At 56.3% G+C, this 20,618-nt stretch carries 23 protein-coding genes and 1 pseudogene; 16 read left to right on the top strand and 8 right to left on the bottom strand.

All coding sequences use genetic code 11. The features are described from left to right. Positions 1 to 111: 111 nt before the first annotated feature. From ACYZTL_RS16570 to ACYZTL_RS16560, 3 genes are all read left to right on the top strand, one after another. On the top strand, positions 112 to 408 hold the full coding sequence (locus tag ACYZTL_RS16570; protein ID WP_433768374.1) for a hypothetical protein: 297 nt from the start codon (positions 112 to 114) through the stop codon (positions 406 to 408). Positions 409 to 752: 344 nt separating this feature from the next. Continuing rightward, a complete protein-coding gene (locus tag ACYZTL_RS16565) occupies positions 753 to 998 on the top strand; it encodes a TIGR02647 family protein (protein WP_150631417.1) in 246 nt (81 codons plus the stop codon). Between the two features lie 185 nt (positions 999 to 1,183). Next, entirely contained in the window at positions 1,184 to 4,030 is a 2,847-nt protein-coding gene (locus ACYZTL_RS16560) for a class I adenylate cyclase (protein ID WP_461952685.1), read from the top strand. Between the two features lie 7 nt (positions 4,031 to 4,037). Here the strand turns inward: ACYZTL_RS16560 and rnk are convergent, their stop codons facing one another. From rnk to cyaY, 3 genes are all read right to left on the bottom strand, one after another. Further along, the gene (rnk, locus tag ACYZTL_RS16555; RefSeq protein WP_461952684.1) at positions 4,038 to 4,448 is read right to left on the bottom strand and encodes a nucleoside diphosphate kinase regulator; all 411 of its coding nucleotides are present in this window, start codon (positions 4,446 to 4,448) and stop codon (positions 4,038 to 4,040) included. A gap of 214 nt (positions 4,449 to 4,662) precedes the next feature. Then, a complete protein-coding gene (locus ACYZTL_RS16550; RefSeq protein ID WP_461952683.1) occupies positions 4,663 to 4,890 on the bottom strand; it encodes a DUF1289 domain-containing protein in 228 nt (75 codons plus the stop codon). Between the two features lie 4 nt (positions 4,891 to 4,894). After that, complete coding sequence (gene cyaY / locus ACYZTL_RS16545) at positions 4,895 to 5,227, bottom strand: iron donor protein CyaY (RefSeq protein WP_084320234.1); 333 nt, start codon at positions 5,225 to 5,227, stop codon at positions 4,895 to 4,897. Positions 5,228 to 5,565: 338 nt separating this feature from the next. On the opposite strand from cyaY, the gene lptM reads away from it, so the two are divergent. The 6 genes from lptM to ACYZTL_RS16515 are packed head-to-tail and all read left to right on the top strand — an operon-like array spanning position 5,566 to position 10,176. Further along, positions 5,566 to 5,739 carry an LPS translocon maturation chaperone LptM gene (gene lptM, locus ACYZTL_RS16540; RefSeq protein ID WP_461952682.1) on the top strand — a complete coding sequence of 58 codons (174 nt, stop codon included), beginning with the start codon at positions 5,566 to 5,568 and terminating at the stop codon, positions 5,737 to 5,739. Positions 5,740 to 5,748: 9 nt separating this feature from the next. Further along, positions 5,749 to 6,996 carry a diaminopimelate decarboxylase gene (lysA, locus tag ACYZTL_RS16535; protein ID WP_461952681.1) on the top strand — a complete coding sequence of 416 codons (1,248 nt, stop codon included), beginning with the start codon at positions 5,749 to 5,751 and terminating at the stop codon, positions 6,994 to 6,996. Positions 6,997 to 7,000: 4 nt separating this feature from the next. After that, complete coding sequence (dapF, locus tag ACYZTL_RS16530; RefSeq protein WP_461952680.1) at positions 7,001 to 7,831, top strand: diaminopimelate epimerase; 831 nt, start codon at positions 7,001 to 7,003, stop codon at positions 7,829 to 7,831. Positions 7,832 to 7,844: 13 nt separating this feature from the next. Continuing rightward, positions 7,845 to 8,570, top strand: coding sequence for a DUF484 family protein (locus ACYZTL_RS16525; RefSeq protein ID WP_461952679.1), 726 nt, complete (start codon positions 7,845 to 7,847; stop codon positions 8,568 to 8,570). Between the two features lie 2 nt (positions 8,571 to 8,572). Further along, positions 8,573 to 9,472 (top strand): tyrosine recombinase XerC, encoded by a 900-nt coding sequence (xerC, locus tag ACYZTL_RS16520; RefSeq protein ID WP_007942372.1) that lies wholly within the window; start codon positions 8,573 to 8,575, stop codon positions 9,470 to 9,472. Beyond that, a complete protein-coding gene (locus ACYZTL_RS16515; protein ID WP_461952678.1) occupies positions 9,469 to 10,176 on the top strand; it encodes an HAD family hydrolase in 708 nt (235 codons plus the stop codon). The genes xerC and ACYZTL_RS16515 overlap by 4 nt, the downstream gene beginning before the upstream one ends. A gap of 155 nt (positions 10,177 to 10,331) precedes the next feature. Here the strand turns inward: ACYZTL_RS16515 and sutA are convergent, their stop codons facing one another. The 4 genes from sutA to glnK form a co-directional block, all read right to left on the bottom strand. Further along, positions 10,332 to 10,655, bottom strand: a complete 324-nt coding sequence (gene sutA / locus ACYZTL_RS16510; protein ID WP_461952677.1) for a transcriptional regulator SutA — start codon at positions 10,653 to 10,655, stop codon at positions 10,332 to 10,334. Between the two features lie 101 nt (positions 10,656 to 10,756). After that, a complete protein-coding gene (locus ACYZTL_RS16505; RefSeq protein ID WP_461952676.1) occupies positions 10,757 to 11,182 on the bottom strand; it encodes a secondary thiamine-phosphate synthase enzyme YjbQ in 426 nt (141 codons plus the stop codon). A gap of 213 nt (positions 11,183 to 11,395) precedes the next feature. Then, entirely contained in the window at positions 11,396 to 12,733 is a 1,338-nt protein-coding gene (locus ACYZTL_RS16500; protein ID WP_461952675.1) for an ammonium transporter, read from the bottom strand. 36 nt (positions 12,734 to 12,769) lie between these two features. Further along, positions 12,770 to 13,108 (bottom strand): P-II family nitrogen regulator, encoded by a 339-nt coding sequence (gene glnK / locus ACYZTL_RS16495; protein ID WP_002555808.1) that lies wholly within the window; start codon positions 13,106 to 13,108, stop codon positions 12,770 to 12,772. Positions 13,109 to 13,525: 417 nt separating this feature from the next. On the opposite strand from glnK, the gene ACYZTL_RS16490 reads away from it, so the two are divergent. The 6 genes and pseudogenes from ACYZTL_RS16490 to ACYZTL_RS16465 all read left to right on the top strand — a co-directional run bounded on the left by ACYZTL_RS16490 (position 13,526) and on the right by ACYZTL_RS16465 (position 19,446). Beyond that, on the top strand, positions 13,526 to 13,786 hold the full coding sequence (locus ACYZTL_RS16490; protein WP_461952674.1) for an accessory factor UbiK family protein: 261 nt from the start codon (positions 13,526 to 13,528) through the stop codon (positions 13,784 to 13,786). Between the two features lie 409 nt (positions 13,787 to 14,195). After that, entirely contained in the window at positions 14,196 to 14,720 is a 525-nt protein-coding gene (locus tag ACYZTL_RS16485) for a BRO-N domain-containing protein (RefSeq protein ID WP_461952673.1), read from the top strand. A gap of 831 nt (positions 14,721 to 15,551) precedes the next feature. Continuing rightward, positions 15,552 to 16,199, top strand: a pseudogene (locus ACYZTL_RS16480) (magnesium chelatase domain-containing protein); the annotation flags it as partial. A 103-nt stretch (positions 16,200 to 16,302) separates the two neighbouring features. Further along, positions 16,303 to 17,223: a DUF4145 domain-containing protein gene (locus ACYZTL_RS16475; protein WP_461952672.1), complete on the top strand. Its 921-nt coding sequence runs from the start codon at positions 16,303 to 16,305 to the stop codon at positions 17,221 to 17,223. A 74-nt stretch (positions 17,224 to 17,297) separates the two neighbouring features. Then, positions 17,298 to 18,410 (top strand): DUF4238 domain-containing protein, encoded by a 1,113-nt coding sequence (locus ACYZTL_RS16470; protein ID WP_461952671.1) that lies wholly within the window; start codon positions 17,298 to 17,300, stop codon positions 18,408 to 18,410. A gap of 388 nt (positions 18,411 to 18,798) precedes the next feature. Beyond that, on the top strand, positions 18,799 to 19,446 hold the full coding sequence (locus ACYZTL_RS16465; RefSeq protein ID WP_461952670.1) for a YagK/YfjJ domain-containing protein: 648 nt from the start codon (positions 18,799 to 18,801) through the stop codon (positions 19,444 to 19,446). Between the two features lie 159 nt (positions 19,447 to 19,605). On the opposite strand, the gene ACYZTL_RS16460 is transcribed toward ACYZTL_RS16465, so the two are convergent. After that, entirely contained in the window at positions 19,606 to 20,067 is a 462-nt protein-coding gene (locus tag ACYZTL_RS16460; RefSeq protein ID WP_461952669.1) for a hypothetical protein, read from the bottom strand. Positions 20,068 to 20,132: 65 nt separating this feature from the next. On the opposite strand from ACYZTL_RS16460, the gene ACYZTL_RS16455 reads away from it, so the two are divergent. Beyond that, positions 20,133 to 20,456, top strand: a complete 324-nt coding sequence (locus tag ACYZTL_RS16455; protein WP_461952668.1) for a helix-turn-helix domain-containing protein — start codon at positions 20,133 to 20,135, stop codon at positions 20,454 to 20,456. Positions 20,457 to 20,618 lie beyond the last annotated feature (162 nt).

The following is a 20,618-nucleotide window of genomic DNA, read 5'->3' as shown; positions in this document are numbered from 1 at the left end:
GCCGTGCGGGGTTGGCAGTGCCTGCTTTATAGAACGCCAAGGCGTTTCTCGCCAGCAGCATCATGGCGCTGAATGCAGGTAAACTGGCCGCCTTTCCTTGAGGAGCCTGCCATGAGCGAGCCAACCCCCGACAACAACCAAGACGATATCGACGAAGAAGAGTTCGCCGAAAACACCCTGATCGAAGCCATCGAAAACCAGATCGAAAGCGACAACCCGCCGGCCGCCAAGGCGACCTTCAACAAGCTGACCCTGGTGGGTTACGAGCGTGAAGAGATCCTCAACCTGATGGCTCACGTTTTGGCGGTGGAAATCGACGCGATCCTCGAAGAAGACCGCGCGTTCAACACCGAATGGTACGAAGCGGCGCTGCGTGCGCTGCCAGAGTTGCCGCCGGAAAAGAAATAACCCGTCATTGCCGGATGGGGCTTTTGTGGCGAGGGAGCTTGCTCCCGCTGGGTCGCGCAGCGGCCCCAAAAGCTTTGCGACTGCTTCGCAGCCGAACGGGAGCAAGCTCCCTCGCCACAGGAAGCCCCCCCTCATCAGCCAGTCGCACTCTCCACACAATTTGTCACCCATCATTCCTGCCTTCCCCCAGACCCTGACTACACTGGTACGCACCCCGCTGCCGCACCACCCGCCGGGGAATGCTTCCCAAGGTGAAAAACCCTGTCGCGAGCACTGGACATGCCGCACGAGTGGGATCACCTTAGGGACGCTGTCGTCCAATTCCTAGAAAGTCTGGAGTCCTTATGTCGCTTACCCCTGAGTTGGTTGCCGAACTGGAAATCCTCGCACTCTTCAACCTGGACAGTTCCCAGGAAGGTTTGAAAATTCATCAGACCGCTGCCCCGAAAGCCATTGCTGCCGCTCAACGCCTGTACGAAAAAGAACTGATCGACCAGCCCGATGGCGGTTATCTGACCAGCCTGGGTCGTGATGCCGCGCAAAGCGTACAAACCGTTCTTACCATTCTCAGCGTCGAAGAAACCGCATAAGCAGCACCGCATCGCCCACGGAAACCCCTGTTACGGGATTTCCGCGGGCACTCTCTGATACGAACTGTCGCCCAGCGATAGAAATCTGACGTCAAAAAACAAAAAAGTCCCGTGACCGAGGCGCTAAACTGCCCCTCATTCTGAGACCTCCGACGTCCGAGCCCTGCGAGCCGGTTTGAGCTGACATGACCCGCACCCATGAAATCCGCCCTGATCTGGACGAGGGGATCGACCGCAAGGTTCTCAGCCAGCTGCGCGCACGCTTTTTAAAACTCAACGAGCGACGCATGGCCCGCGCCATGGAAGGGCTGTCGACCCGCCAGCAAGGGGTGTTGACCCTGCTGCCGCTGTTTTTCCACGTCAATCATCCGCTGTTGCCGGGTTACGTTTCGGGCAGTACGCCCGCCGGGCTATCGAACTTCGAGCCCGACGCCAATGCCCTCGCAGAAGCCCAACGCCTGACCCGATCGTTTTCCTATAAGCCGCGCCACGGCAGCAATCCGCCGCGACCGATTCACGGCCTGTTCCTGATGGGCAGCCTCGGCACCCTCGCCCAGGCCGAACAGAGCGACATGGACGTCTGGGTCTGCCACGCGCCGGACTTGAGCGAAAGCGAACTCAACGAGCTGCGTAGAAAGTGCCAGTTGCTTGAAACCTGGGCCGCGAGCCAGGGTGCCGAAGCGCATTTCTTCCTGATCGACCCGGCCCGCTTCGTGCTCGGCGAGCGGGACAATCAACTGAGCTCGGAAGACTGCGGCACCACCCAACACTATCTGCTGCTGGACGAGTTCTATCGCACCGCCATCTGGCTGGCCGGACGCACGCCGATCTGGTGGCTGGTGCCGGTGTACGAAGAGAGCGCCTACGACCGCTACACCCACACGTTGCTGTCCAAGCGCTTTATCCGTGCCGACGAAACCCTGGACCTGGGACATCTGGCGTACATCCCGCCCGGCGAATTCATCGGCGCCGGACTTTGGCAGCTGTTCAAGGGCATCGAGTCACCGTACAAGTCGGTGCTCAAGCTGTTGCTGACCGAGGTCTACGCCAGCGAACACCCCAGGGTTCAGTGCCTGAGCCTGCGCTTCAAGCAAGCCGTGTTTGCCAATCGGCTCGACCTCGATGAGTTGGACCCGTACATCGTGGTCTATCGGCGCATCGAGGAATACCTCACCGCCCGCGGCGAGCCGGAACGGCTGGAGCTGGTGCGCCGCGCGCTGTACCTGAAGGTCAACCGCAAACTCACCGGCAGCAGCAGTCGCACCCAGAGCTGGCAACGTTCGTTACTTAAGCGACTGGCCCACGAATGGCACTGGGATCATCGTCAACTGGCCCTGCTCGACAGCCGCAGTCAGTGGAAAGTCCGCCAGGTCAGCTCTGAGCGTCGGGCGTTGGTCAACGAACTGAATTACAGCTACCGCTTTCTGACCGAATTCGCCCGCGGCGAACAGACCGTCAGCCTGATCAACAAGCGCGACCTCAATGTACTGGGACGACGCCTGTACGCGACGTTCGAGCGCAAGGCGGACAAGGTCGAGTTCATCAACCCGGGCATTGCCCCGGATCTGGCCGAAGACACCCTGACCCTGGTGCACGCGCCCGACAAGAAAGAATCGGGGCAAACCCAGTGGGGCTTATACAACGGCAGCCTGACCGCTCTCGAATGGGAGCATTTCGCGCCGATCAAGCGCAGCCGCCAATTGCTGGAACTGCTGACCTGGTGTCACCGCAACGGCGTGATCGACAGCAGTACCCGTCTAGCCTTGCATCCCGGCGAGAGTGACCTGAGCGAGTCCGAACTGTTCAACCTGCTCGGCAGCCTGCAACAGAGTATCGCCCTGCCGCTGCCCACCGTCGCCGAAGATCCGCTGCTGTGCGCCAGCGTCCCGAGCGAGGTGCTGATTCTGGTGAACGTCGGTGTCGATCCGCTCAAGCATCATCGCGACCTGAACATCCTGATGACCACCGAGCGCACCGACTCCTTGAGTTACGCCGGGGTTCGGGAAAACCTGGTGCTGACCCTGGATCAGGTCACGCTCAACAGCTGGAACGAGGTGCTGGTCAATCGCTTCGACGGTCCTCACGCCCTGCTCGACTGCCTGCGCGACTACCTCAACAACCTGCCGAACGGCCCACAACGGCCCAAGTTGCGCGTGCGTTGCTTCTGCCATAACCGCGCGCAGTTCATCGCCCAGCGGGTCGAAGAAGTGATCGACACCGCGCAGAACCTGCTGCTGAGCAAACTCAATCATCGCTACCTGATTCAGGTCCAGCAGCATTACCACGTACTGGAGTTGGTGCCGGGCCAGGTCAATCACGTTGCCCTCGCTACCCTGCCGGCGCTGTTCGATTATCTGGGCGAAGAGCTGGCGAGCTACAGCCCGCTGCACCTGGACCCGATGGCGCTGGAAGATCAGGACCTGGCGCTGATTCTGCCTATGGGCCAGCCAGACTGCATTCAGGTGTTCTACCGGATTCACGACGACCAGGCCGATCTGTACGTGCTGGATGAATTCAATGCCTTGTGGCAGCAGCGTTTGCCCTATCACGACGAACAAAGCCTGCTGGTGCCGTTGCAACGCTTCCTGCAATCGATCCAGTACCGGCGCGATGCCTTGCTGCCGATGGACGCCGCCCCGCCATTGAGCCTGAACACGCTGTATTACCAGCTGCTGCCATCCGGTCCCGGACGAGCCCGTCGGGTCGAAACCCGAAACGCGCCGCAAACCCCGCTCAACAAACCGTTCTACGACGTGCAGGCGATCGTCGGCAAAGCCGCACCGGGTCAGGTGCAGGTCACGTTGTATTGCAATCAAAGGGAATTTTCAGAGCTGGAACATGGCGAGCAACTGTTCAGCGTGGTCGCCCGGGAAATTGTTGAACAGCGCCGGGAGACCGAACGCTATCGCTGCTACATCACCGACCTGGACCTCTCGGGCCTGCTCGGTGATGGTCAGAGCTCAAGCAATTTGTATTTGCGCTACAAGGCCGATCTGGAGCGCGCATTGAACGACGCGCTCGAGCTGGTCTGAGGAAGGGTTATTCCGGGAAGTCGCCGCCATGGGCGGGCTGCGATTCGACTTCAAGCAGGGTCAGCTTGAGGGTTTTGCCGCCCGGTGCGGGCCAATCGATGTGCTGCCCGACTTTCAGGCCGAGCAACGCACTGCCCACCGGTGCAAGAATCGAAACCCTGCCTTCGTCGGCGTTGGCATCCTTGGGGTAAACCAAGGTCAGGTGATAATCCTTGCCACTGCTCTCTTCACGGCAATGCACACGGGAATTCATCGTCACGACATCGGCGGGCACTTCATCGTGACCGACCAGAGTATCGGCGCGATCCAGTTCGGTTTGCAGCGCGATAACGCCCGGCAGCGTGTCGTCCAGGCTGTCGATCAGGCGTTCCAGACGTTGCACGTCCAGTCGGGTAAGGGTGATGGAAGGTGCGGTCATGATCAGGGCAGACTCCTTTCTTCTGCACGAAAAAAGCAAAACCCCGCCAGGAAAAGGCGGGGTTGTCACGAGCCTCGATGGGTTGAGGCGTTTCTCGACACTATCACAGCTCAATAAATATACAAGCCGCCACCCGGCGGCGTAGGAGCTGCCGAAGGCTGCGATCTTTTGATCTTGTTTTTAAAAATCAAAAGATCGCAGCCTGCGGCAGCTCCTACAATGGATTTGCGGCGTTCTTGCGATTTGAGGCCTGCGCGCAAATCACCCGGCGGCGATCGTCGTCGGCAGAGCGCCACTCGCGGATGTCTTCGACATGGCGAAAACACCCGAGGCAGACCTTCTGTTCATCCAGCCGACACACACCGCTGCACGGCGAAGGCACCGCCGGGCTGACATTGCTGTAGAGCGGCTTGGGCGGACGAACGGGTGCAGGCTGGGTCACGTTCTCACAGACCTTCGAAATCGAGTTCGACGTCGGCTTGCTGCTTGACGATGCGCTCAAGCATCTCGCCGAGCTGCTCTTCGCTCTTGTCGCACATCCAGCGCTCGCTCTCTTCGTCGTAGTCGAAGTGGAAGCCACCCGACACCGCCGCCAGCCACAGCTGACGCAGGGGTTCCTGGCGGCTGAAGATCAACTGGCTGCCGTTTTCGAACTTGACGGTGAGCACACCGGCCGAGCTCTCCAGGTCGATATCCAGGTCACTCTCGTCGAAAATATCCTCCAGCGATTGTTGGGTGGCATCGACCAGATCGTGGAAACGGGCTTCGGTCAAACTCATTACGGCAACCTCAAAAAGTGTCTGTTCACGCTCAAGCGCCGCAAGATACGGGCGAGCCCCGGTGATTGCAAAGGATAACGATCAAGGGCGGATATCGGTACCTCAAACGCTGAACCTGTGGGAGCGAGCCTTTGTGGTGAGGGGATTTATCCCCGTTGGGTTGCGAAGCAGCCCCAGCAGTTCAAGGTTAAACGGGAGTGCTTGCGACTGCTGCGCAGCCGAACGGGGATAAATCCCCTCACCACAAAGCCCCGCCGGACGGGAGCCCGGTCGCATAGGCAAGCTGCCGGGTGGCCGGTATACTCCGGCGCAATTAACGCATTTTCAAGGATTTCGCCATGAAGCGCCTGATCTCTTCCCTTGCTGCGCTCGTCGCGGTTGCCTGCCTTGTGTCGGCCTGTGGTCAAAAAGGCCCGCTGTACCTGCCTGACGATTCCCAGGACCCTGCCGAGCAGGCCAAGTCCTCGCAAAAGCAGCCGTCGAAAGCACACAAGCACGACGTCTACCAATAAGGGAACGCCATGGACGCTTTTAACTACCGTGACGGTGAGCTGTTCGCGGAAGGTGTTGCCCTGTCCGCCATCGCCGAACGCTTTGGCACACCGACCTACGTCTACTCCCGCGCCCACATCGAAGCCCAGTACCTGGCATACGCCGATGCACTGGCCGGCATGCCGCACCTGGTCTGCTTCGCGGTCAAGGCCAACTCCAACCTGGGTGTTCTGAATGTCCTGGCGCGATTGGGCGCCGGTTTTGACATCGTCTCCCGTGGCGAGCTGGAACGCGTACTGGCCGCTGGCGGCAGCCCCGAAAAGATCGTGTTCTCCGGCGTCGGCAAGACCCGTGACGACATGCGCCGCGCCCTCGAAGTCGGCGTGCACTGCTTCAACGTCGAATCCACTGATGAGCTGGAGCGTCTGCAAGTGGTCGCCGCCGAGCTGGGCGTTCGCGCGCCAATCTCGCTGCGCGTGAACCCGGACGTCGATGCCGGCACGCACCCGTACATTTCCACCGGTCTCAAAGAGAACAAGTTCGGCATCGCCATCGCCGACGCCGAAGACGTGTACATCCGCGCCGCGCAACTGCCGAACCTGGAAGTGGTCGGCGTCGATTGCCACATCGGTTCGCAACTGACCACCCTGCCGCCGTTCATCGACGCCCTCGACCGCCTGCTGGGTCTGGTCGACCGCCTCGGCGATTGCGGCATCTACCTGCATCACATCGATCTCGGTGGTGGTTTGGGTGTGCGTTATCGCGATGAAGAGCCGCCACTGGCTGCCGACTACATCAAAGCCGTGCGCGAACGTCTCGACGGTCGTGACCTGGCGCTGGTGTTCGAGCCGGGCCGCTTCATCGTCGCCAACGCCGGCGTGCTGCTGACCCAGGTCGAGTACCTCAAGCACACCGAACACAAAGACTTCGCCATCGTTGACGCGGCCATGAACGACCTGATCCGTCCGGCGTTGTATCAAGCCTGGATGGACGTCACTGCCGTGCGCCCTCGCGCTAGCGCCGCTCGTGCCTATGACATCGTCGGCCCGATCTGCGAGACCGGCGATTTCCTGGCCAAGGACCGTCAGTTGGCCCTGGAAGAAGGCGACCTGCTGGCCGTGCATTCGGCCGGTGCCTACGGGTTTGTCATGAGTTCCAACTACAACACCCGCGGCCGTGCCGCTGAAGTGTTGGTGGACGGTGATCAGGCAATTGAAGTGCGTCGCCGTGAGACGGTAGCCGAGTTGTTTGCTGGCGAAAGCCTGCTGCCGGAGTAAAACCATGCTGCTGCGTTTTACCAAGATGCACGGCCTGGGCAATGACTTCATGGTCCTCGACCTGGTCAGCCAGCACGCGCACATCCTGCCCAAACACGCCAAGCAATGGGGCGATCGGCACACAGGCATCGGCTTCGACCAGTTGCTGATCGTCGAAGCGCCGAGCAATCCGGACGTGGATTTCCGTTATCGGATCTTCAACTCCGACGGCTCCGAAGTGGAACAGTGCGGCAACGGTGCGCGCTGTTTCGCCCGTTTTGTGCTCGACAAGCGCCTGACCGCAAAACGGCAGATTCGCGTCGAAACCAAAAGTGGCATTATCGAGCTGGATATTCGCAGTGACGGCCAGATCAGCGTCGACATGGGCGCACCGCGCCTGGTGCCGGCCGACATCCCGTTCGTTGCCGACAGTCAGGCGCAGAGCTACTCGCTCGACGTCGACGGCACTGCGGTGGAACTGGCCGCCGTGTCGATGGGCAACCCCCACGCCGTGCTGCGGGTCAGCGACATCAACAACGCACCGGTGCATGAACTGGGGCCGAAAATCGAACATCACCCGCGCTTCCCTGCACGGGTCAATGTCGGTTTTCTCCAGGTCATCGACCGGAACCGCGCGCAGTTGCGCGTCTGGGAACGTGGCGCCGGGGAAACCCAGGCCTGCGGCACCGGCGCCTGTGCTGCCGCAGTGGCCGCGATCAGCCAGGGGTGGATGGATTCGCCGCTATTGATCGACCTGCCCGGCGGGCGCCTGTCCATTGAATGGGCAGGCCCAGGCCAACCGGTATTGATGACCGGCCCGGCAGTCCGTGTTTACGAAGGACAAGTACGTCTTTGAGTGAGTCAAACCCATGACCGACAAGCCCCAGGTTCCCGCCCTACAGCCCGACGAATCCCCTTCCGAAAGCCTTGAGGCGGCGGCGATTGCCGCGTACCTGGAGGCTCATCCGGAATTCTTCGTCGAGCACGAAGATCTGCTTCCGGCGTTGCGCATCCCGCACAAGCGTGGCGACACCATCTCGCTGGTCGAGCGCCAGATGACCATCCTGCGCGACCGCAACATCGAATTGCGTCATCGCCTCTCGCACTTGATGGACGTGGCCCGCGACAACGACCGCCTGTTCGACAAGACCCGCCGCCTGATTCTCGCCTTGATGGACGCCAGCAGTCTGGAAGACGTGGTAATCAGCGTCGAAGACAGTCTTCGCCAGGACTTTCAGGTGCCTTTTGTCAGCCTGATCCTGCTGGGCGACAACCCGATGCCGGTCGGCCGCTGGGTGAGCCACGCCGATGCGCAAACGGCCATTGGCGGTTTGCTCTCGGAAGACAAAAGTGTCAGCGGCAGCCTGCGCGAGCATGAACTGGACTTCCTGTTCGGCGAAGAGCAGCGCAAGCAGATCGGCTCCACCGCCGTCGTCGCCATCAGTCATCAAGGCATCCACGGTGTGCTGGCCATCGCCAGCCGTGATCCGCAGCACTACAAAAGCTCGGTGGGCACGCTGTTCCTGAGCTACATCGCCGAAGTCATGGGCCGCGTGCTGCCACGGGTCAACAGCTCTCTGCGCTCGGTACGCTGATCGTGGAACGGCAACTGGACGCTTACTGCGAACACCTGCGCAGTGAGCGACAGGTGTCGCCCCACACGCTGTACGCCTACCGCCGCGACCTCGACAAAGTGCTGGGCTGGTGCGTCAAGCAGAACATCGATAGCTGGGCCGCGCTGGACATCCAGCGTCTGCGCAGCCTGATCGCTCGTTTGCATTCCCAGGGTCAATCGTCCCGCAGTCTGGCGCGGCTGCTCTCGGCCGTGCGCGGGCTCTATCATTATCTGAACCGCGAAGGCCTTTGCGACCACGATCCGGCCAACGGTCTGGCGCCGCCGAAAGGCGAACGCCGCTTGCCGAAAACCCTCGACACTGACCGCGCGCTGCAACTGCTTGAAGGTGCGGTGGAGGATGATTTCCTGGCGCGCAGGGATCAGGCGATTCTGGAGTTGTTCTACTCTTCGGGCTTGCGCCTGTCGGAGCTGACCGGGCTCAATCTCGATCAGCTGGACCTGGCTGACGGCATGGTTCAGGTGCTCGGTAAAGGCAGCAAGACCCGCCTGTTGCCGGTGGGCAAAAAGGCTCGCGAAGCACTGGAGTTGTGGTTGCCGCTACGGGCCATGACCAACCCGGCGGATGACGCGGTATTCGTCAGCCAGCAAGGCCGGCGCCTGGGTCCTCGGGCGATTCAGGTGCGGGTCAAGGCCGCTGGCGAGCGCGAACTGGGGCAAAACCTGCACCCGCACATGCTGCGACATTCCTTCGCCAGCCACTTGCTGGAATCTTCCCAAGACCTGCGAGCCGTGCAGGAACTACTCGGTCACTCGGACATCAAGACCACCCAGATCTACACCCACCTGGACTTCCAGCACCTGGCGACGGTCTACGACAGCGCCCATCCACGGGCCAAACGCATTAAGGGCGATGATTCATGACGATCCAATTGATCACCTTCGACCTCGACGACACCCTGTGGGACACCGCCCCGGTGATCGTCAGCGCTGAAGCCATACTGCGTGAATGGCTGACCGAACATGCACCAAATCTGGGCGCGGTGCCGGTGGAGCATTTGTGGGCGATTCGCGAGCGCATTCTGAGCAACGAACCGGGTCTCAAACATCGCATCAGTGCGTTGCGTCGCCGAGTGCTTTTCCATGCGCTGGAAGAGGCCGGTTACGACCATGGTCAAGCGTCGGACCTGGCTGATCAGAGTTTTGAAGTGTTTCTGCATGCACGGCATCAGCTCGAAGTATTCCCTGACGTGGAACCAACGCTGGAGGTTCTGGCCAAGCACTACGCGCTGGGCGTGGTCACCAACGGCAACGCCGATGTGCGCCGGCTGGGCCTGGCTGACTACTTCAAATTTGCCTTGTGTGCCGAAGACATCGGTATCGCCAAACCGGATGCGCGACTGTTTCATGAAGCGTTGCAGCGTGGCGGGGCAACGGCCGAGACGGCGGTGCATATTGGCGATCATCCCGGCGATGACATTGCCGGTGCGCAGCAGGCGGGTTTGCGGGCGATCTGGTTTAACCCGCAAGGCAAATTGTGGGAAGCGCAGAAGGCGCCGGATGCCGAGATTCGCAGCCTGACCGAGTTGCCGGCGTTGCTGGCGCGGTGGAACTCGGCCAAGATTTGAGGTGTCTCCGAAAAGATCGCAGCCTTCGGCAGCTCCTACATTTGATTGTGTACACCTGTAGGAGCTGCCGAAGGCTGCGATCTTTTGATTTTTGTTCCACCCATGAAAAAGCCCGCAGCGACGGCGGGCTTTTTCAGCAAGCAAGAAGCAAGTGCTTAGATAGGCCGGCTGCCGTACTTGTTGTCAGGCTTCTTGGGAGGATCGGCGACCACATTGGCCTCCACTTCCTGCACCTTGCCGCCCTTGGACAGGAACTCTTCCATGGCCTTGGCCAGGGCATCGCGCTCCTTGTTTTTTGCTTCGACGCTCGGCAGCTCATCGACCGATACCGCAGCCTTGGCCTTGCCTTTGGCGGTCGGAACGGGCGCTTCACCGCCGTCGTCTTCAACGACGTCGTCCGTCGTTGCTTCCAGGCCTTCTTCGGTTTCGTCGTCGTCGCCTACTTCGAGGTCGTCGTTTTCCAGATCATCGTCGCTCATGTTCTACCTCATGACTTGCGAAAAGCAGATTAGTTATAGCCCAGCTTCACCGTCTGTCGATAGCCGCCGGAAAAATTCAATAACCACTGGTGACCAGCGGTTCATGCCCCTTCACCGTGCACGGTGGCGAGGACTTTACGGGCACCGCCATAATCACGGTGCTCGCCCAGGTAAATGCCTTGCCAGGTCCCCAACGCCAGTCGGCCTGCCGAAATCGGCAAACTGAGCTGACAGCCAAGCACGCTGGCCTTGAAGTGCGCCGGGAGGTCGTCCAGGCCTTCGTCGTTATGCTCATAGCCGTCTGTTCCTTGTGGGATCAGACGATTGAAAAATCGTTCGAAGTCGCGACGTACCGCCGGATCGGCGTTCTCGTTGATGGTCAACGACGCCGAGGTATGCTGCAGCCACAAATGCAACAGACCGACCCGACACGCCTTGAGTTCAGGCAGGCCGGCGAGTAACTCGTCCGTTACCAGATGAAAGCCCCGGGGCCTCGCCCGCAAGGTAATCAGAGTCTGTTGCCACATACAGTTCTCCGCACGTTCGGGGCGCATTCTAGCGCGCTCTGGGAAAAAACAAAGGCCCTAATATTCCTTCAATCATGTAAGCCATTGGCCGCAGAAAAACGCCCGTCGCAAACGCCACTGAACGTGTACGAAAAAACCTTTCAGCAGTTGCTTCACTGACAAATTCCAGACAAAAAAATGCCCGGCAAGCCGGGCACATTTTTATGCGTGTGTTTACAAGTTGTAGCCGCGTTCGTTGTGAAGTGCCAGATCGATGCCGACGGCCTCTTCTTCTTCGGTGATACGCAGGCCCATAACGACGTCCAGTACCTTGAGAATGATGAAGGTGACGATCGCGGTGTAGATCACCGTGAAGCCCACGCCTTTGCACTGAATCCAGACTTGTGCGGCGATGTCGGTGACGGTGCCGAAGCCACCCAGCGCCGGTGCGGCGAACACACCGGTCAGGATCGCGCCGAGGATACCGCCGATACCGTGCACACCGAAGGCGTCCAGGGAATCGTCATAACCGAGTTTGCGTTTCAGGGTAGTTGCGCAGAAGAAGCACACCACGCCCGCTGCCAGACCGATCACCAGAGCGCCCATCGGGCCCACGGTGCCAGCGGCTGGGGTGATAGCAACCAGACCGGCGACCACACCCGAAGCGATACCCAGTGCACTTGGTTTGCCGTGGGTGATCCACTCGGCAAACATCCAGCCCAGTGCGGCAGCAGCAGTTGCGATCTGAGTCACGAGCATTGCCATACCGGCAGTGCCGTTGGCCGCTACGGCAGAGCCGGCGTTGAAGCCGAACCAGCCGACCCACAGCATCGCAGCGCCCATCAAGGTGTAACCGAGGTTGTGCGGTGCCATCGGGGTGGTCGGGAAGCCTTTGCGCTTGCCCAGTACCAGGCAGGCGATCAGACCGGCCACACCGGCGTTGATGTGCACCACGGTGCCGCCGGCGAAGTCCAGCACGCCCCAGTCCCACAGCAGGCCGCCGTTGCCAGACCAGACCATGTGCGCGATCGGTGCATAAACCAGAGTGAACCAGATGCCCATGAAGATCAGCATGGCGGAGAACTTCATCCGCTCGGCGAAGGCACCGACGATCAGCGCCGGGGTGATGATGGCGAAGGTCATCTGGAAGGTGATGAACACCGACTCGGGGAACAGCGCCGCAGGACCGGTCAGGCTGGCTGGCGTGACACCGGCGAGGAAGGCCTTGCCCAAGCCGCCGACGAACGAGTTGAAGTTGACGACGCCTTGTTCCATGCCGGTGGTGTCGAACGCGATGCTGTAGCCATAAATGACCCACAGAACGCTGATCAGACCGGTAATGGCGAAGCACTGCATCATCACGGAAAGAATGTTTTTCGACCGAACCATGCCGCCGTAGAACAGCGCGAGGCCGGGAATGGTCATGAACAGCACGAGGACTGTCGAGGTCAGCATCCAGGCGGTATCGCCGGAATTGAGGACTGGGGCCGCCACTTCGTCTGCCGCCATGGCCAGGCCGGGCATTACGAGGGACAACAGGGCTCCTAGCCCTGCGATTTTACGCAGAGTCATATTGTTTTCTCCTGGGGCGTTGGGGTTTGTGGCGGCTTAGATCGCGTCGGTATCGGTTTCGCCGGTACGGATGCGAATCGCCTGTTCCAGATTGACCACGAAGATTTTGCCGTCACCGATCTTGCCGGTGTTGGCAGCCTTGGTTATCGCCTCGATAACCCGGTCAAGATCCTTGTCGTCAATGGCGACATCGATCTTCACCTTAGGCAGGAAATCGACCACGTATTCCGCGCCGCGATACAGTTCGGTGTGACCCTTCTGCCGACCGAAGCCTTTGACTTCAGTAACGGTAATACCCTGCACGCCGATCTCGGACAGCGATTCGCGCACGTCGTCCAACTTGAACGGCTTGATGATGGCAGTGACTAGCTTCATGAAAACTCTCTCCCGAATTGGTGGACTTGCCCCAGGAAAACAAACCCGGTTCAAGTCTAAGCGCAGTGCCTGGCTTTGTAACGCATCGTCGGCCTTACCTGCCCGTCCGACGCCGGCTAACCGCTCCGCACGAAACACTTCCCCGTTCCGCTTGGCGCACTGCATTCGTCACAGCGACTGCATCAGTGCATGGGTCACTATCGTCTAAGCAGAAAGCTTGCCATCTCGCCAAAAACCTCTGATATCAAGCCTTTGCCGGTTACTACAGGCCACAGCTCGCGATTGCCTGATCCATTACGCACAACAACAGTGCGACGCCGTCCGTCCGCATGCGCGAAAAACGTGCATCCCTGCGGTCGGAATTGACTATAGACACTGCGTGATACACTGCCCGCAATTGTTTTCAGGACATTTCCTATGCTCGCACCCAAAGACTTCCTCGACGCCCTGACCGGCACCGCCTCCCGCCTCTTCAGCGGCGACACCCCACTGCCGAAAAGCGAAATCGAAAGCCAGTTCAAGGCGTTGTTGCAGAGCGGTTTCAGCAAACTGGACCTGGTGAGCCGGGAAGAGTTTGATAGTCAGATGGTGGTGCTCACCCGCACTCGTGCACGTCTGGAGAGCCTTGAAGCGAAGGTCGCGGAGCTTGAAGCAAAGCTGAATCCCCCAACCGAGTAACACCGCATATCCCACTTTGAAACCCGATCCACTGTGGGAGCGGGCTTGCTCGCGAATAAGGTCGGAACGACCTTCAGATTCACCTGTAGGAGCTGCCGCAGGCTGCGATCTTTTGATCTTTAAGCCCTCAAAAATCCCGGCAACGTCCTACAAAGATCTCATCCGCCGTCCGATTGCGCCGCAAAGCCCCGGTTCCTAAGCTCACCCGATGCTGAATGTTCAGCACTGGGTTTGGCGACCTGGAAGCTTAAGGAGCACGACGACCATTCTCGAGTTATGGCGGTTGTGCGTGGGAGACCTTCGGGTCTGCCGGGTTCCTTTTGCTCCGGTTCGCCAACCCGCGTACAACTGCCACCCAATTGTTTGGCGACGATTGCGGGCAGCCCTTTAAGCAAGAGGAGCTGTATCAATGAATAGCGATGACGCTTATCTGATCCCACACGTCTTCACCCGCCACAAACTCCACCTCCACGCCCTCCTCCTGGAAAACCAACCCTGGTTCAGCGCCCGCGACCTAGGCCGACTCCTACGCCTCTACCTCGACGACCGCGCCGTTCGAAAACTTGACCCTGACCAACGCCAATCCGCCCAAATGCTCATCCACGGCGGCATCGAAAACACCCTATTGATCAGCGAATCCGGCGTATACGCATTATTGGTCTACCACTACTGCCCCGAATACCGAGGCCTGCGCGAATGGCTGACTCACGAAGTCGTACCTGCCCTCAGAGACGCACAACAACCGACTTCACCCGAGCGCCCGATACTGAACCTGCTGAACTGGCCGGAAATGTCGTTGAGTTTGCTGCACTGGAATAACCAGCCGTGGATTCGGTTGCAGGATGTACCGCAGATGATGACGGAGCGGGAACAGGCAAGACGCCCGGTGACGTCGTGGTGGAAGCGGGCTTCACGAGTATTACTGTCGCTTTGAGTTTCCGAAGCAGAAAGATCGTCGACTTTCAAAAAGACACAAAAAAACCGCCCCTGCCGAGACAGGAGCGGTTTCCATCGGTTCAATCCTTACAACGAATCATCCCAATGGTCTCGCAGAAACTCGTATAGGCGAAAAGCCCATAACGCGCTTCTAACGAGGCGCCACATATGTTTAAGAAACTTAGACATATTTTGGCCCTCCTTGCGTGGGGCCAAACCTCCGATGCACTTTCCGGCGTACGAACACCTTCGGGATTACACGCGAGCGTATCCACCAAGGCGGCCGGGTGTGGGTTCCCCAAAAACAGCACCGGCACGGTTCTCACACCGTGTCGAGGAACATGAAATCTTTACGGTCCCGGCCACTCTTCGCGAACCACCCGATGAGCGGGCATCGTCAGGGGCGAATGGTATCGCAGCCCATCAAAGGCTATCGCGGTAAAACGACCTGAAAAAGTTAACAAGTTGTATCAAGCCATTAGTGTTTGATCATTCATTCTGATGTGCCGAGCGTTACACCAGTTGGCATTCAGTTTGGCGACGTATGACGCGTTCAAGCGCTGGCAATACTTGCATCGTCGATCAAACATGCATAACCTCAACACACGCGAGTGTATCCACTGAGGATACGCAGGCCTTGGCCTCACCAAAGCCTGCAATTAAAAAACCGTCTCATCAAGGCGGTTTTTTTTCGCCCGCAATTCAGGCCAAACCATTCGCAACATCCAGTGAAAGTTTGCCCCCTCACCCATCCCACCAGAATCTCCTCACCCGACTACCCTTCAAAAAACCGCAGGAAGCGGTCCCCCGACAGCTCAAGGAACGACCCATGTCCCTCTCCATCGTCCACAGCCGCGCCCAGATTGGCGTGGATGCGCCTGCCGTTACCGTCGAAGTCCACCTGGCCAACGGTTTGCCCTCTCTGACAATGGTCGGTTTACCCGAAGCGGCGGTGAAGGAAAGCAAAGACCGGGTCCGCAGCGCGATCATCAATTCGGGGCTGCAGTTTCCGGCGCGGCGCATCACGCTGAATCTCGCGCCTGCGGATTTGCCGAAGGACGGCGGACGATTCGATCTGGCGATTGCCTTGGGGATTCTGTCAGCCAGCGTGCAGGTGCCGACGTTGACGCTGGATGATGTGGAATGTCTGGGGGAGTTGGCGCTGTCAGGCGCTGTGCGTGCCGTGAGGGGCGTGTTGCCGGCGGCGCTGGCGGCGCGTAAGGCCGGACGTTCGCTGATGGTGCCGCGGGCGAATGCCGAGGAGGCTTGTCTGGCGTCGGGGCTGAAAGTCATTGCGGTGGATCATTTGCTGGAGGCGGTCGCTCACTTCAATGGTCACACGCCGGTCGAGCCCTACGTTTCCAATGGTCTGCTTTACGCCAGCAAACCCTATCCAGACCTGAATGAAGTGCAGGGCCAACTCTCGGCCAAGCGCGCATTGCTGATTGCGGCGGCCGGGGCTCATAACCTGCTAATGATGTGTGACAAAACACCGCAATATGATGAAATAATCCGGCTAGACAATCTTTGGGTGCAGTAGTAGCGTCCTGCCATTGTTTAGGACTAAGGGTATTGCCGGGATGCAACCAAAAATTGTTAAGAGTGACTGCCGTAGCTGTGCACGCAGCACGCGGCATGAAATCAGCACTGAAGTAGAAGACCGGATAGAGGATTGGGCAAGAAATCAATTGATTACTTGGCGGATCGTCAGATGTCTGGGGTGTCATACTTATTCATTTCAACATATGCATGAAGACTTTGATGAAATTTATGAGGATGTTGATGGTGAAATGCTACATAGCGTACAAAGAGACGTATACCCCAGTGTGGTGAAAAATCATCGTGGATTAACTCATACCCACCTGTTACCGCCGCTGATTAGCACTATATATCAACAGACCGTACAAGCACTAAGTCGCAATGCAAATATATTAGGAAGTATCGGACTAAGGGGCTGCATTGAGGCAACCTGTAATAACTTAAGCATTTCGGGAAGCAATTTGCAACGGCGAATCGACCTATTGGCCAAAGGTGGATATGTTTCAAATGGCGATAAAAAGCGTTTACATGCGATCAGATTTCTTGGCAACGATGCTGCACATGAAATCAAGCAGCCTTCAATTACGGACATTCGCGTAGCGCTTGAAGTAGTAGAACACCTGCTGAATACAGTTTACATATTAGAAAAGCGCACAGCTGGGATGGAAACCATCGTCGAAAGTTATGCAGAATTTTTGGTGTTACTTGAACGTCGTGCCGGATGGCATAAATCGGGCACTTCTATTAACTTGCTAGGGCTTCTTGGCAAAACTCGCAGATTACTTCCAGTCGGCCTCGATTCCTTTGAGATGCAGTTAATGAAGGACATAGAAAACGGTAGTGTGGTTTTTCTTTCGAAATCATCGCCACAGAAAATCGAAGGCAAAGAAATTCTATTTTATGATGTAAACATAGAATACTTTAAGAAAAAGCAGGAGGATGAAGATGATATCCCATTCTGAACTGCTGAACAGTTCGCATCGGCCTGGGACATGTAGCCGTTCGTCAAAGATAAACTAATTTTCAGTTGGTGGTTATGGCTGACAAGAAGAATCAACATTTCGTACCGCAATATTACTTCAAGTTTTTTTCCGATAAAAGAAAGTTTATTTCCCTGATAAGATTAATGGACGGCAAGTTCATAGAAACAGCTTCAATAAAAGATCAAGCTTCCAAAAGTTATTTCTATGGTGACAAAGCCGTCGAAGACGCGATTGAGGCTATGGAAACGATTTTCTTGCCACCACTCCGTAAACTGAAAGAAGAGAAATCCTTCTGGGCACTTTCAGATGACGAAGTGATAGTAGTACTTCAAAGTATAATTTTCCAGCGATCACGAACTCAGGCAGCTAGACTTGACCTGGAGCCAGCAGGGCAAGAATTAGCAAATATGTTTTTGGAAATTGCCGTCAATAACAATGAGCAGTTCTCAGATGAGGAACGCTCAGAAATATTGAAATCCTTCACGGCTAAACCGAACATGGAAGAACTTCAAAAAATCCAGATGATAGAATCTGTAAAAAGTGCAAACTTCATGACAGATTTAGGCATGGCCATTCTTAAAAACCGAACGAATCGTAATTTAATATTTGGCGACGCACCCGTAGTAATGTTCAATTACTTTCAAAAAAACATTACAGATCGCGGAGTACTAGGGATGAGAAATCCTGGACTTCAGATTTATTACCCTTTGAATTCTAGGTCGGCAGTTTTCCTCTATGATAGGAACGCTTACAAAGTATCGACCAACAAACATGACCAAATCGAAATTCGTGAAAAGTCAGACATTGACAAACTTAACATGCTTCAAATCCACAATGCAGGTTCTGCCGTATATCTTAGCTCACCGACTGATAAGGATTACATTAGTCAGCTATGGACTACTTCACGCCGCACAACGTTTAACGTAAAAGGCCGACACAGAAATTTCACTGTAAATCATGACGGCGAAGAAAAACACATATATCACCAGTATGAAAAACAACTTTCCTTTGTCCCTGATTTAAGCTTTTGTCCATGCCCACTGCTTGCCACAAGTGATCTTTTAGTTGATCGGAGCACCTGGGATGGTAGGCGTTACGTTCCAGAACAACGGCAGTGGAGTTTTCCGGAAACTAAACTCCGAACTGCGTCGTCTACGGACAATTGAAAGTTGCTCACACGATAACGTTACATAAGCTCAAGGGATTAGGCATCATTACAGCTGACCTAGAGCTTGAAACGACGGTATCTGCCAGGGACTGAATCTGGCATGTTCAATGCTGTCACGCTTCACGGCGCAGCTCTGTGTGGCCTGAATTTTTTTCATCCCAATGTTTAGAATCGTCCGTCTGCACGTTATTCTGTGTGAACAGCGACAAGACGTAACCTCTTCTGTCGAACTGATAACCTATCTGTAATCAGCCAGCACTAAGGCTTGGAAGGCATTTTGCTGCGTGCAACTTTGTAATATCTACTGATCCTTAGATAGACCTAATAGCATTTTATACAATAACGCCAGATATGATGGCAAAACCAAACAACGGAAATACAAACAAATGAAAATGAAAGAAAGCTTCCAAGATACATATAATGGTTTGCAGGTGAACGCCAGTAAAGACAAGGGCTACGGCCTGTACCCTGTGATTTTAAAGCGTATCCATGATCAGTTGGTTAACCTTCAAGAACATCATTCTCGTATCACAATTGTTCGCATCGACTTGCATTTCCCTAGGGATCATCAAACCAACAACAAGTTAGAAAATCAATTGCTCAGTCGGTTCATCAAAATGTGTAAGGCTGATCTTGGTTCGTTTGGTTGGGGCCAACACAAAAGGTTCATTCATGGATGGGTTAAAGAAGTTGGCCAAGTAGAAAAGTCTCACTACCATTTGTTTATCGGTTTTCAGACTCTCCAGCGTCTTCTGGGGAAGATTTCGAGCGATGGTCATACCGGCATGTGGAAACTGTTCGAAGATCGCTGGAACGAGCTCACAGGCGGCACGGTGCACTTTGTTAAAAACCCGCACTTCCTGAAGCGGGAAGATACGGCGAAATTTGCAAAGTGTTTCTATCATCTGAGTTATCTTGCCAAAATCAGGGATAAGCATTTCGGTACTGGCGAAACGCACCGTCGATTTGGCTTTTCCAAACTGCCAAGTAAGCAGAAGCCAACAACTGTATTGGAAGAGTTAATGGCGGCATGATTTATTTGCTCGCCCGACAAGCCCCCTGCAAGCGCGCCAGTCACGTTTTAGTCTGAGGCCAATACCTTGGCGGCCCACAGTAAAGCCCTGCGCCTGCATGAACTTACAGAGGCTTTTAGCGGGTGCTATTTCATGTCGCCTTGAGCCAAAGCCCCCCGCTCATTGATAAACGCCGCGACCATTCTTCTGGTTATCTTGACGGCCCGTTTGAATTATAAGTTGACCTGTCTGACCAACGTAATCCGGGAAAGTGTACCCTGTACGGCCTTGAACCCGAACTTTAGCAAGTCCATACAACGATTCTTGTCTGGCGCTGCCACTAATCTTTGCAGTTCTTATGCCGATGACCCATACGGATGATGGAGGCACTGATACGCAGTTTCCACGGTTGATCTGCTGATCAAGGATTTTTTTATGGGCCTTCATTTTTTGGCTATTTTCATCTAGCCCTTGGGCAGCTAAATCAAGGATTTTGAAAAACATCATAGGATCATTACACATCAGACCCTGCATATAATCTTGTTGCGGTGTAATGTCAAAATCCCCTGACACCATGTCTATCTGTGCGTTGGCGGTCATAGTAAAGGTCAAACCGAATACAGCGGCAATCCATTGTTTCATATCAGTGTCCATGGGTACGGGCTAGGAGTGGTGAGTAGATTACTCGTTTTTCGAGTATTTGAACATTGAACCATAAGGTGCTGGCTGCGCGTTTTTCGGCCAGCTATATGCCCAAATCTATCCATACAGGTGATTACCAACTTTTGGTTGGCCTTCTCCGTGAATACCGCCTTGCCGCCGGATTGACCCAGATCGACCTAGCCACGCGATTGAATAGAAAGCAAGCGTTCGTCTCTGCGGTCGAGGTTGAAGGTCGGCGGCTGGACCTATTGCAGCTACGGGAGTGGACGATTGCCTGCGGCGTAGATTTAGTCTCGCTGGTCCAAACCTTTGAAGCCCGCAAAAATGCTCAGGACGACCCAACGTCGCTGGTATCACAACCTCGTTAATAGGTTTCACTTGGCCAGGTCCGTTAGCCATGGTCCCTGATCATGTACACGAGCTGAAAGATGGACGTGAAACCGTAACGGTTGTGCGTCACATTGAATTTCTAGCTGAAACCCAAACGGGTATTTGGACCGCGCTGTTCCGACCCACTGGGTGCTTCTCGA

This window comes from Pseudomonas sp. LB3P81, from assembly GCF_054897965.1.
This window is presented reverse-complemented; position numbering and strand designations above follow the sequence as displayed.